Origin of the sequence: Streptomyces sp. NPDC088923 (assembly GCF_044749745.1) — a bacterium.
Lineage (GTDB): Bacteria > Actinomycetota > Actinomycetes > Streptomycetales > Streptomycetaceae > Streptomyces.
Map to the genome: position 1 here is coordinate 532,499 of NZ_JBIVIO010000002.1, position 12,049 is coordinate 544,547.

10 protein-coding genes are annotated in these 12,049 nt (G+C 74.1%); 1 reads left to right on the forward strand and 9 read right to left on the reverse strand.

Annotated elements, in window-relative coordinates; all coding sequences use genetic code 11:
* Nucleotides 1–9: 9 nt before the first annotated feature.
* Nucleotides 10–462: a CU044_2847 family protein gene (locus tag ACIP4O_RS13600; RefSeq protein WP_401574640.1), complete on the forward strand. Its 453-nt coding sequence runs from the start codon at nt 10–12 to the stop codon at nt 460–462.
* Nucleotides 463–594: 132 nt separating this feature from the next.
* Here ACIP4O_RS13600 and ACIP4O_RS13605 read toward each other — a convergent pair whose 3' ends face one another.
* The 9 genes from ACIP4O_RS13605 to ACIP4O_RS13645 all read right to left on the reverse strand — a co-directional run bounded on the left by ACIP4O_RS13605 (nt 595) and on the right by ACIP4O_RS13645 (nt 12,042).
* The gene (locus ACIP4O_RS13605; RefSeq protein ID WP_401574641.1) at nt 595–4,410 is read right to left on the reverse strand and encodes a multifunctional oxoglutarate decarboxylase/oxoglutarate dehydrogenase thiamine pyrophosphate-binding subunit/dihydrolipoyllysine-residue succinyltransferase subunit; all 3,816 of its coding nucleotides are present in this window, start codon (nt 4,408–4,410) and stop codon (nt 595–597) included.
* Between the two features lie 338 nt (nt 4,411–4,748).
* Entirely contained in the window at nt 4,749–5,861 is a 1,113-nt protein-coding gene (locus ACIP4O_RS13610; RefSeq protein ID WP_401574642.1) for an ATP-binding protein, read from the reverse strand.
* Between the two features lie 67 nt (nt 5,862–5,928).
* Nucleotides 5,929–6,666, reverse strand: coding sequence for a response regulator transcription factor (locus ACIP4O_RS13615; protein WP_164283088.1), 738 nt, complete (start codon nt 6,664–6,666; stop codon nt 5,929–5,931).
* A 196-nt stretch (nt 6,667–6,862) separates the two neighbouring features.
* Complete coding sequence (locus ACIP4O_RS13620) at nt 6,863–7,600, reverse strand: spermidine synthase (protein ID WP_401574644.1); 738 nt, start codon at nt 7,598–7,600, stop codon at nt 6,863–6,865.
* A gap of 68 nt (nt 7,601–7,668) precedes the next feature.
* Nucleotides 7,669–8,298, reverse strand: coding sequence for a hypothetical protein (locus tag ACIP4O_RS13625; protein ID WP_401574646.1), 630 nt, complete (start codon nt 8,296–8,298; stop codon nt 7,669–7,671).
* Nucleotides 8,295–9,593: a hypothetical protein gene (locus ACIP4O_RS13630; protein ID WP_401574647.1), complete on the reverse strand. Its 1,299-nt coding sequence runs from the start codon at nt 9,591–9,593 to the stop codon at nt 8,295–8,297. Before ACIP4O_RS13630 ends, ACIP4O_RS13625 begins: the two co-directional genes overlap by 4 nt.
* Complete coding sequence (locus ACIP4O_RS13635) at nt 9,590–10,426, reverse strand: ABC transporter ATP-binding protein (protein WP_401574648.1); 837 nt, start codon at nt 10,424–10,426, stop codon at nt 9,590–9,592. The genes ACIP4O_RS13630 and ACIP4O_RS13635 overlap by 4 nt, the downstream gene beginning before the upstream one ends.
* Nucleotides 10,427–10,456: 30 nt before the next feature.
* A complete protein-coding gene (locus tag ACIP4O_RS13640) occupies nt 10,457–11,476 on the reverse strand; it encodes a zf-HC2 domain-containing protein (protein ID WP_401574649.1) in 1,020 nt (339 codons plus the stop codon).
* Nucleotides 11,473–12,042, reverse strand: coding sequence for an RNA polymerase sigma factor (locus ACIP4O_RS13645; RefSeq protein WP_401574650.1), 570 nt, complete (start codon nt 12,040–12,042; stop codon nt 11,473–11,475). The genes ACIP4O_RS13640 and ACIP4O_RS13645 overlap by 4 nt, the downstream gene beginning before the upstream one ends.
* Between the last annotated feature and the right edge of the window lie 7 nt (nt 12,043–12,049).

A 12,049-nucleotide genomic window follows, 5' to 3' on the forward strand; every position in this document is an offset into this window, starting at 1 on the left:
GGGGAGGACATGGCGGAAGAGGCCGGGCAGGGGAGCGCACCGGACGAGGACATTCCGATCTTCGTCGACACCGGGGTGCCCGGGCAACGCGAGAACGACGGCCTGTGGGACGACGTACGGGCGCGGGGCAACGGCGCGCAACGGGTCGGCACCGTCGTCCGCGACTCCTACGGCGACGCCCTCGACCTCGCCGAGCGCTGCGCCCGCCAGGCCGCGGCCCGCTTCAACGCGCTCGGCCGCGCGGTGCGCCCCGAGGAGGTCGAACTCCAGCTCGCCATCCGTGTCGAGGCCGGGGGCACGATCGGCCTCGCCAAGTCCACCGCGGAGGCACAGCTCCAGCTCACCTTCCGCTGGGCCCCGGGCCGTACGGTCCCCGCGCTCACCGGGGCGGAGGCCGGCGAGGAGACAGCCGCCCCGCAGCACGAGGAGTCGCCCGCCCCGCCCCCGCCGGGAACCGTCTGACACCGGCGGACACGACCGGGCGACGTCTCCCGCACGCACGACAGAAGGCCCCGCCCCCACCGTCTCCGGTGGGAACGGGGCCTTCCCGCTCAAGCAGTCAGCGCGCTCGGACGCTTCCGCGCCTCGGGCGCCTCAGGCGTCGAAGACCTCCGCCACGAGCTGTGCCTGCTCCTGCTGGTGTCGCTTCGCCGAGCCCACCGCCGGGGAGGAGGAGTGCGGGCGGGAGATGCGCCGCAGTCGCTGGCCGTGGGGGAGCGCCGCGCCGACCGAGAGGTCGATGTGGTCGATCAGGTTGAGCGCGATGAACGGCCAGGCACCCTGGTTCGCCGGCTCCTCCTGGGCCCACAGGAACTTCTCCGCGTTCGGGTACTTCGCGAACTCGGCCTGGATCTCGGCGCCGGGCAGCGGGTAGAGCCGCTCCAGGCGGATGATCGCGGTGTCGTCCGCGCCCCGCTTGGTCCGCTCGGCCTCCAGGTCGTAGTAGACCTTCCCGGAGCACAGGACGATCTTGCGGACCTTCGCCGGGTCCGCCGTGGCGTCGCCGATGACGGGGCGGAACTGGCCCGAGGTGAACTCCTCGGCCTTCGAGGTCGCCGCCTTCAGGCGCAGCATCGACTTCGGCGTGAAGACGACGAGCGGCTTGTGGTGCGGGTTGTGGACCTGCCAGCGCAGCAGGTGGAAGTAGTTCGACGGGAGCGTCGGCATCGCGACCGTCATGCTCTTCTGCGCGCACAGCTGGAGGAAGCGCTCGATGCGGGCCGAGGAGTGGTCCGGGCCCTGGCCCTCGTAGCCGTGCGGCAGGAGCAGCGTGACGCCGGAGGTCTGGCCCCACTTCTGCTCGGCGGCCGAGATGTACTCGTCGATGATCGTCTGCGCGCCGTTGATGAAGTCGCCGAACTGCGCCTCCCACAGCACCAGCGCCTCGGGGCGGGCGAGCGAGTAGCCGTACTCGAAGCCCATCGCCGCGTACTCGCTCAGGAGCGAGTCGTAGACGTTGAAGCGCGCCTGGTCCTCGGAGAGGTACTGGAGCGGCGTGTAGTCCTCGCCCGTGACCCGGTCGACGAGCACCGCGTGGCGCTGGCCGAAGGTGCCCCGGCGCGAGTCCTGGCCCGCGAGGCGGACCGGGGTGCCCTCCATGAGCAGGGAGCCGAAGGCGAGCATCTCGCCCGTGCCCCAGTCGATGGCGCCTTCCTCGATCTGCGCCGCGCGCCGCTGGAGCTGCGGGAGCAGCCGCGGGTGCACGGTGACCCGCTCGGGCATGTTGACCTGCGAGTCGGCGATGCGCTTGACGACCTCGGTGGAGATCGAGGTGTCCACGTTGACCGGGAACTCGGCCTGCGGCTGCGCGACCTCGGTCTCGCCGGGCGTCGTGGTGGCCTCGCGGACCTCCGTGAAGACCTTCTCCAGCTGCCCCTGGAAGTCCTGGAGCGCCTGCTCCGCCTCTTCCAGCGTGATGTCGCCCCGGCCGATGAGGGACTCGGTGTAGAGCTTGCGCACCGAGCGCTTCTTGTCGATGAGGTCGTACATGAGCGGCTGCGTGAAGCCGGGGTTGTCCGACTCGTTGTGCCCGCGGCGGCGGTAGCAGATGAGGTCGATCACGACGTCCTTGTTGAACGCCTGACGGAACTCGAAGGCGAGCCGCGCGACGCGGACGACGGCCTCGGGGTCGTCGCCGTTCACGTGGAAGACCGGCGCCTCGATCATGCGGGCCACGTCCGTGGCGTACATCGAGGAGCGGGCCGACTCCGGGGGAGCGGTGAAGCCCACCTGGTTGTTGATGACGACGTGCACGGTGCCGCCGGTGCGGTAGCCGCGCAGCTGCGACATGTTGAGCGTCTCCGCGACGACGCCCTGGCCCGCGAAGGCCGCGTCGCCGTGGAGCGCGACGGGCAGCACGGTGAAGTCGGTGCCGCCCTTGTTGATGATGTCCTGCTTGGCGCGCGCGATGCCCTCGATGACCGGGTCGACGGTCTCCAGGTGCGAGGGGTTCGCGGCGAGGTTGACCTTGATCTGCTCGCCGTCGAGGCCCGTGAAGGTGCCCTCGGCGCCCAGGTGGTACTTGACGTCACCGGAGCCGTGCATCGACTTCGGGTCGAGGTTGCCCTCGAACTCGCGGAAGATCTGCGCGTACGACTTGCCGACGATGTTGGCGAGGACGTTGAGGCGGCCGCGGTGGGCCATGCCGATGACGACCTCGTCGAGGCGCGACTCGGCGGCCGCGTCGAGCACGGCGTCGAGCAGCGGGATGACGGACTCGCCGCCCTCCAGCGAGAAGCGCTTCTGGCCGACGTACTTCGTCTGGAGGAAGGTCTCGAAGGCCTCGGCCGCGTTGAGGCGGCGCAGGATGCGGAGCTGCTCCTCGCGTTCGGGCTTGGCGGTGGTGGCGCCGCGCTCGACCCGGTCCTGAATCCAGTTGCGCTGCTTGGGGTCCTGGATGTGCATGAACTCGATGCCGATGGTGCGGCAGTACGAGTCGCGCAGCACGCCGAGGACGTCGCGCAGCCTCATCATCGTCTTGCCCGCGAAACCGCCGACCGCGAACTCGCGCTCCAGGTCCCACAGCGTGAGCCCGTGCTCGGTGATGTCGAGGTCGGGGTGCTTGCGCTGGTGGTACTCCAGCGGGTCGGTGTCGGCCATGACGTGGCCGCGGACCCGGTAGGAGTGGATCAGCTCGAAGACGCGGGCGGCCTTGGTGACGTCGTCGTCGTGCGAGGCGTCGATGTCGCGGTTCCAGCGGATCGGCTCGTACGGGATGCGCAGCGCCTTGAAGACCTCGTCGTAGAAGTCGTTCTCGCCGAGCAGCAGGTTCGCGACGATGCGCAGGAACTCGCCCGAGGCCGCGCCCTGGATGACGCGGTGGTCGTACGTCGAGGTGAGGGTCATCACCTTGGAGATGCCCAGCTTGTTCAGGGTGTCCTGCGAGGTGCCCTGGAACTCGGCCGGGTACTCCATGGCGCCGACGCCCATGATCACCGCCTGACCGGGCATGAGGCGCGGCACCGAGTGGACGGTGCCGATGCCGCCGGGGTTGGTGAGCGAGACGGTGACGCCGGAGAAGTCGTCCATCGTCAGCTTGTTGTCCCGGGCGCGGCGGACGATGTCCTCGTACGCCTGCCAGAACTCGAAGAAGTTGAGCGTCTCGGCCTTCTTGATCGCCGCGACCACGAGCTGCCGGTCGCCGTTCGGCTTGACCAGGTCGATGGCGAGACCGAGGTTGACGTGCTCGGGCTTGACGAGGGTGGGCTTGCCGTCCTTCGTCGTGAACGAGTTGTTCATCGACGGCATCGCCTTGATCGCCTGCACCATCGCGTAGCCGATGAGGTGCGTGAAGGAGATCTTCCCGCCCCGGGCCCGCTTGAGGTGGTTGTTGATCACGATGCGGTTGTCGAAGAGCAGCTTCACGGGCACCGCGCGCACCGAGGTGGCGGTCGGCAGCTCCAGCGAGGCGTTCATGTTCTTCGCCACGGCGGCGGAGGGGCCGCGCAGCGTCACGAACTCGGGGCCCGCCGCGGCGGACTCGGCCGGCTTCGCGGAGGGCTGCGGCTGCGCCGGGGTCTTCGCGGCGGGCGCGGGCTTCGCCGCGGCGGCCGGCTTCGGCTGCGCGGGAGCCGGGGCGGCCTGCGCGGGGGCCGGGGCGGCCTGCGCCTGCGGGGCGGGGGCCTGCTGCGGCGCGGGGGCGGCCTGGGGGGCTGGTGCCGGGGCCGGGGTCGCGGGCGCCGCGGCGCCGTCCGTGCTCGTACGCGCCGGGGCACTGCCCGGCTTGTAGTCGGCGAAGAAGTCCCACCAGGCACGATCGACCGAATTCGGGTCCTGGAGGTACTGCTGGTAGATCTCGTCCACGAGCCATTCGTTCGCGCCGAAGGCAGCGGCAGGGTCGGAGCCCTGCTTGCCTTGGCCGACCGGCTCGGTCGAGATGCTCGTCGAGTTACTGGGGGACTGTGGCGACACGGCGGTAACCGCCCTCTTCCGCTTCTCACAAGGTGATGGACAGCGGGAATAAAGGCTACGCCTCCGGGACCCGCGGATGCAGGCCGGGCCGGTGATCCGTCGCGTAAGTCACATCGCGGAAGGTGTTTCGCCGTGGTGATTGGCGGGAAACAACCGTGAATTTGACCTACGCCTCCGGCCCCCGCGACGTCGTTGGCGCGCCGGCGGCGGGCCTTCCCGCCGGGGGCTACTGGAATCCGGTGCGGATGTGCGGGCCGGTGGGGGCGGTGGCCGGGCTCAGTGCCCGGTGCGGGCCCCCTGACCTGTCCACATTCGGAAGAACGGGTTCCTCTGGCAGCCTACGTCAACTGCTCGTTCAACGGCTTCCCCGGAAGTGTGACGTGCATGCGGCAGCCCCGAGCTGATTCGGCCACCCGGATACGGCCGCCGTGCAGATCCACCGCCCAGCGCGCGATCGCCAGACCGAGCCCCGTACCGCCGTCGCCGCCCTGGGAGCCCGCCTTCTGCACGTGCGGCAGCGCTCCCCGGTTGAAGCGCTCGAAGACGCGGTGCCACTCGGAGCGCGGGATTCCGGGCCCCTCGTCCATGATCTCCAGCTCCAGGGAGTCGGGGCCCGCGCCCGCGCGCGCCCGCACCGTGACCTTCCCCGCCGCCGGACTGTGCTTGACCGCGTTGTCGATGAGATTGGCCACGACCTGGTGCAGCCGCTCGGGGTCCGCGTACGCGGTCAGCTCGGGCGGCGAGACGTCGAGGGCGAGGGCGACGTCGCTGCGCGTATGGCTCCCCGACTCGGAGGCGAGCTTGCGGCGCGCCACGGCGGCCCCCGTGAGCTGCGCCTCCTTGAGGACGCCCGAGAGGTACGGCCACACCTCGAAGCTCCGCGCCCGCAGCGGCACCGCGCCGTGGTCGAGCCGCGAGAGGTCGAGCAGCGTCTCGACGAGCCGCCCGAGCCGCTCCGTCTGCTTGAGCGCCGTGCGCATCGTCTCGGGGTCGGCGGCCGAGACGCCGTCCACGACGTTCTCCAGGACCGCGCGGAGCGCCGCGATCGGCGTGCGCAGCTCGTGCGAGACGTTCGCGACGAGCTCCTTGCGGTGGTGGTCCTGCGCCTCCAGGTCGTCCGCCATGCGGTTGATCGTCTCGGCGAGCGAGCCCAGCTCGTCGCCCCGGTCCGCGCCCGAGACCCGGCGCGTGTAGTCGCCGTGCGAGATCGCCCGCGCGACCGTCGTCATCTCGGCGAGCGGGGACGCGAGACCGTGCGCGACGAACTGCGTGATCAGGAGCGTCGCGATGACCGAGAAGACCGTGATGAACCGCAGCTCGGTATCGGTGCGCAGCGCCACGAGCAGCAGCCCGGTGGTGATGAAGACCGAGAGCACGACGAGCGTGCCGAGCTTCGCCTTGATCGGGAAGGGCCGCAGCCGCGTCCCCGCCCCGTCCTGGTACTGCGCCATCACGTTCCTCCCCCTCGCGCGTCCAGGCGACCCGCGCCCCTTCACGGCGTCACGACGCTGTGCCGCGTCACGGCGCCGGGGTCTCCAGCGCGTAGCCCACGCCGTGCACGGTCCTGATCCGCTCCGCGCCGATCTTCCGGCGCAGCGCCTTGATGTGGCTGTCGACGGTACGGGTCCCCGAGGCGTCCGCCCAGTCCCACACCTCGGCGAGCAGCTGCTCGCGCGAGAGCACCGCACGCGGCGTCCCCGCCAGGCACACGAGCAGGTCGAACTCGGTCGGCGTCAGGTGCACGTCCTCGCCGCGCACCCGTACCCGCCGCTGCGCGTGGTCCACCTCCAGCTCGCCCAGGCGCAGCACCCCGCTGCGCGGCGTCGCGGCGGCGAGCGCGGCCCGCTCGACGCGGCGCAGGAGCACGTGCACGCGCGCCGCGACCTCGCGCATCGAGAACGGCTTCGTCATGTAGTCGTCCGCGCCCACGCCGAGCCCGACGAGCATGTCCGTCTCGTCGTCGCGCGCGGTGAGCATGAGGACGGGCACCGGGCGGTGCGCCTGCACGCGGCGGCACACCTCCAGCCCGTCGAATCCGGGCAGCATGACGTCGAGGACCAGCAGGTCCGGCTGCCACGCCTCGGCGGTCTCCACCGCCGAGGGCCCGTCCTGCGCGGTCTGCACGAGGAAGCCCTCGGCACGCAGCCGGGCCGCGACCGCGTCCACGATCGTCGGGTCGTCCTCCACCACGAGTACGCGCCGCTGTGCCCCGGCGGCCGGTGCCGTGCCGCTGTGGGAGGTCTGTGTCTGCTCCATCGCCCCGCCCTGAAGGTACGTGTGTCGTCCGTTCCGCTTCTGCCCCGAGCCCACGAGCCCAGACATGAGCCTGCTCACTCGCGGGAACACGCACGGGAACACGTCCGTCCGACGCGCGCGCCCGGCCGACAACACGGGGGCCGGGGGTGGGGGGTCCGCGGTCGTGAAGAGCGTACGGGCACCGGGCGCCGCTTAGCTATGCGGGCCGCAGGGCGAGATGAACGACGTCCGGAACGCCCCGGGCAACAGGGACTTCTTCGGTACGCACCCCCTGGAACCCGGCATTCCGCAAGGCCTCGTCGAAGGCGGGCGAGGGCCGCGCCGACCACACGGCGAGCACCCCACCGGGCGTCAGACGCTCCCGGCAGGCGGCGAGCCCGGCCGCGTCGTACAGCCCGCCGTTGCCCTCGTCGACCGTCCAGCCGGGGCCGTTGTCGATGTCGAGGCACAGCGCGTCGAAGCGCTCCCCGGGGCCGCGCAGGTGGGCGACGAGGTCGGTGCGCAGGATCTCGGTACGGGGATCGGCGAGCGCCCGCGCCGTGTACGCGCCGAGCGGGCCCCTGAGGTGCCACTCCACGATCGCCCCCTCGCGCTCGACGACGACGATCCGCCCCCACCGCTCCCGCCCCGCCGCGCGCACGAGCGAGAAGCCGACCCCGAGCCCACCGATGAGCACCGAGGGCGAGGGCCGCCCGTCGAGCGCGCCGAGCGCCGCGTCGACGAGCAGCCGCTCGGAGCGGCCGTCCGAAGTGTCCATGAGGAACGTGCCGTTGGCGATGATCTGGAGCAGATCCCCGTGCCGCCGCAGCACCACTTCGCCGTACGGGCCCTCGCGCCGGTCGAGGACTTCCGGCGGGGCGTCCGGCCCCGGGCCGAAGCGGGCGCCGGGGAACTCCTCGTCCGGCAGAGCGGTTTTCGGCTGGGCGGCGCTCATCGCACATACCTCCTGGATCGATCGCACCCGCCATCCTCCGGCGGCGCGCCCCGCCCCGGCAAACCGGTTCACGCCCGCTCGGCGCGCGCCCCCTTCGCCACGAAGAGCGCGCCGCCCGCGAGGAAGAGCGCGAGGGCGAGCGCGAGGGCGAGGCGGTCGCCGACGGGCTGGTCGAGCCAGGCCCAGACGCGGGTGGTCGTCGCGTACGGGCGCGGCGTGCGGCCGCCGAGGAAGACGGCGGCCCCGTAGCCGAGCACGGGCAGCCAGCTGAGCCGGGCGCCGAGCACCACGGCGGAGGCCGCGCAGAGCCCCGCGACACCGAGGGTGTTGCGGGCCATGACGCCCGGTCCGTAGGAGGCCGCGCCCCTCTCGCCGGCGGGGGTGACGAGGGACAGGAGCGCGGCCCCGGCGAGCGCGAGCGCGAGGTAGAGCCCGAGGCGCAGGAGGGGGCCCGAACGGGCGGTCGTGGGGGCGATCTCGGGGAGCGGCTCCAGGGTCGCCGCGCCGAGCGCGGCGGCGGCGAGCAGCGGGCAGAGCGCCACGAGCGGGGTGATGGCGTCGGGGTCGAGATAGACCTCGACCGTACGGCTCAGGACACCGCACAGGAGCGCGTTCGCGAGCAGGAGGAGCACCACGCCGGGGACGTGCCGGGCGCGCGCGTGCAGGCGGAGGCCCACCGGGGGGAGGCAGTCGTTCACAGGGCCGGGACCTTCCCGGGCTGCTTCGCGTGGCAGGCGTCGCGGGCGCCGAAGTAGGAGGTGAGCCAGTCGGCGCGGGCGGCGGGGGTCATGGCGCGGAGCCCGCGGTCGGCGGCGCGGAACTCCTTGGTGTTCGCGAAGACGTCGCGCTCCCCGGTGAGCCAGGACATGACGGCCTGCCGCGTGGGGAAGTCGCCGTCGGTCTCCGCTTCGAAGCACGGCAGGAGCGCGTACGCCAGGTCGCGCCGGTAGCGCTCGGGGTCGGTCAGCTCGGCGAGCCGGAAGTCCTGACCGGCCAGGATGCCCGGGGCCTGCGGGAGCGGCCTGCCCCTCCCGCCGGTTCCGCCCCTGTCGTCGTACCGCTCCGGCAGCCCCCGCACCCCGCGCAGCCGCTCCTGCATCGGCCGCGCGACGCGCTCCATGTCGGGCAGCAGGCCCGCGAGGCTCGACCGCACGCACACGGCGGGCACCCCCTGCCGCGCGCAGACCTGCGCCAGCGGCGCGCGTTCCCCGTGCCACAACCGCCCGTCGTGCACGAGCGGCGGGAGGAGCGCGAGGGCCGCGAGCAGCGCGGGGAGCGCGGCGGCGCGGCGGTGGGCGAGGAGCAGGAAGAGGGCGCAGGCGAGGGCGAGCGCCCCGGCCCCGTAGAGGAGCGGCAGCCACGTGGCGGGGGTGTCGCGCGCGACCCAGACGGCCGGGTTGACCCGGGCCGGGGTGTCGCCGCGCAGCACTCCGACGAGCCCGTACAGCAGGACTCCGAGCCCGGGGGCTGCGAGGCGCCAGCGCACGTGGCGCCCCAGGAACTCGCCCGCGAGCGTGGCGGCGCAGATGCCGGCGGCGTCGGCGGGGACGAGCAGGAGTCGCGCGCCGTGGACGCCGCCGCCGAGCGAGGTCGCCCACGTCGCGGCGTACGCGAGGAGCAGGAGGAGGAGGTACGCGGCGACGGTCCACACGAGGGCGGGCAGCGCCGCGACGGCGATCTGTCGCGTGCGCGGGCGCACCATCGTCGCGCGCAGCGCCTCGATCCCCGCCGCGCGGTCCCTGCCGCCCGACCAGCAGCCGGCCGCGAGGGCGAGCGGGAGGCCGATCTGCGCGGCCGCGAGGTGCGTGAACTCGGCGGTCTGCGCCCACACGCCGAGCCACGAGAAGAGCGTCGTGCCGAGCATCAGGGCGAGGACGAGGCCCGTGACGGCGCCCGTGAGAGGGCCCGGGCCGCGCCGCAGTTCGGTCGCGAAGGGCCCGCGTACCGCCACCGGCCGTACCGCGAGGGGCCGTGTCCGTGTCGCTGTCGTCACGCGCCCGCCCCCCAGCCCGGGTTCTCGCGGTGCGCGCGCAGCGCCGCCGTGTAGCCGCGCTCCGTCTCGCTCCCGCCGCCGCTCCACTCCTCGGGCGCCCCGGCGCCGAGCCGGGCGAGGTCGGCGGGGGTCGTACGGAGCACGAGGCGGCCCTCCTCCAGGAGCGTCACCTCGGTGCACGCCTGCGCGACGTCCTCGACGAGGTGCGTCGAGACGAGCACCGTCGTCTCGCGCCCGACCTCGCGCAGCAGCGCGCGGAAGTCGACGCGCTGCTCGGGGTCGAGACCGGCCGTCGGCTCGTCGAGGAGGAGGAGCCTGGGATCGTTGACGAGCGCCTGCGCGATCCCGGCGCGCCGCACCATGCCGCCGGACAGCTCGCGCAGCCGTGAGTCGCCCCGCGCGCCGAGCCCGGTGCGTGTGAGCGCCCGCTCGACGGCCGCGGGCACGTCGTCGGCCGGGACCTCCTTGAGCCACGCGACGTACGCGAGGAACTCGCGCACCGTGAAGCTCCGGTAGTACCCGAACTCCTGCGGCAGATAACCGAGCAGCCGCCGTGCCTCCGTGCGGCCCCGCGCGCTCGCCAGGTCGTGGCCGTGCAGCCGCACGCGCCCCGCGCCGGGCCGCGTGACCGTCGCGAGGACCCGCACGAGCGAGGACTTGCCCGCGCCGTTGGGCCCGAGCAGCCCGTGCACGCCGGGACCGAGCGAGAGGCTCAGCCCGTCGAGGGCGGTGCGGCGGCGGTAACGAACGGTCAGCTCCTCGACTTCAAGGGTCGGGTGCGCGGGCGGGGGCGGCGGGGGAGGAGTCGGGAGGAAGGGGGCGCGCGAGGACATGGGGCTCCAGGGTGTGCGAGGCGGCAGAGGTCAGGTGCGGTGGTAGTGCTCACGGCGGGTGAGGACCGCGAGCGCGGCGAGCACGGCGACGAGCAGCCAGGCGAAGCGCGCGGCGGGCTCGCCCGTGACGAGCGCGATCCGCGCGGGCAGGCCCTGCCAGCCGCCGCCCCCGCCGCCGGGCAGCAGGAGCGCCGCGCCCCAGCCGGCCGCGGCGGCGGCAGCGGCGCCGCCCGGCCCGAGCACGGGCCCCGCGCCGAGCGCGACGAGCGTCAGCGCGAGCGCGGGCAGCAACCAGGCGGCGGCACCGGGGCCTTCGGGCACCCGGGGCAGCAGCGCCCCGGCGGTGGCGAGCAGGGGCACGCTCACGGCGCACACGACGGCCGCGCGCAGCAGGAAGAGCCGCAGTCCGCCGCGCGGGCTGGCGAGGGCGATCTCGTGCGCGGGATCGGCGCCGGGACCGTAGGCGAGCGCGACCCCGGCGAGCGGCAGCAGGGGCGCGCAGGCGACGAGCAGCACTCGCGCGCCCGGGTTCCCGGCCCCGCGCCCGAGCAGCAGGCACAGCGCGGGTACGAGGACGAGCGCGAGCCACCACCCGGGGCGCAGGACGGCGAGGAGGGCGGCGAACGGGGGGCGGAGGCGGGGGCGGTACGGGGCCGGGAGCCGGCCGGGGCGCCGGGTGCGGGGGCGCGCGGAGAGGCCGTGGGAGGTGCCCCGGCGCCGCGCGAACCGCCCCCCGGCGGTCCGCGCGGGCGGCGGGGCGGCGGGGGCCGCGGGCTCGGAAGCCGCGCGGGGGCTCGGGGCCTCGCGCGAGGTGGCCGCTCCCGGTCGTGCGTCGGTCGTCTCGCGGGCGACGGCCGCGAGGAGTCCGGCGCGTACGGCGGCGAGCGCGGGGCCCGCCTCCGTCCGGCGGACCTCGGCGGAGACGAGCGCGGCGCACGCGCCGCACGTCTCGACGTGGGTTTCGAGGGCGCTCGCCGCGGGTTCGGGCAGGGTGCCGTGCGCGTAGCGCGCGGCGTGGGCGGCGCCGGGGTGGCGGGGCGCTGGGGTCATGGGGTGCCTCCCGGGTGGCCGGGGCGGGTGGTGAGGGCGGTGCGCAGCCGGTGGCGGGCGCGCAGCGCGCGGGATTTGACGGTGCCTTCGGGGATGCCGAGGAGGCGGGCGGTCTCGCGGGTGCTGAGCCCGTCCACGACGGTCATCCGCAGCACCTCGCCGAGTTCGGCGGGCAGCCTGCCGAGCGCCTCGCCCGCGTCCCCGTACGCGAGCCCGGACAGGACGCGGTCCTCGGCCGAGGGGGCGGGCGGCACGGGCTCGGCGAGGGGACGTTTCGCGCGCTCCTGACGGCGCAGCGCGTCGGCGAGGCGGCGGCTCGCGAGGGTCCACAGCCAGCCGCCCGTCTCGGCGCCGCGGTGGCGCGCGGCCGAGCGCCACACGGTCAGGAAGGTGTCCTGGAGGATCTCGCCCACGAGTTCCTTGTCGGGGCAGCGCCGCGCGAGCCGCGCGTGGAGCCAGCCGGAGTGGCGGTCGTAGAGCGCGGCGAGCGCGTCGGCGTCGCCCGCCGCCACGGCGCGCAGCAGCGCGGCGTCCTCACCTGCCCCGGTGGGGCGTTCACGTCTCACACCCCCT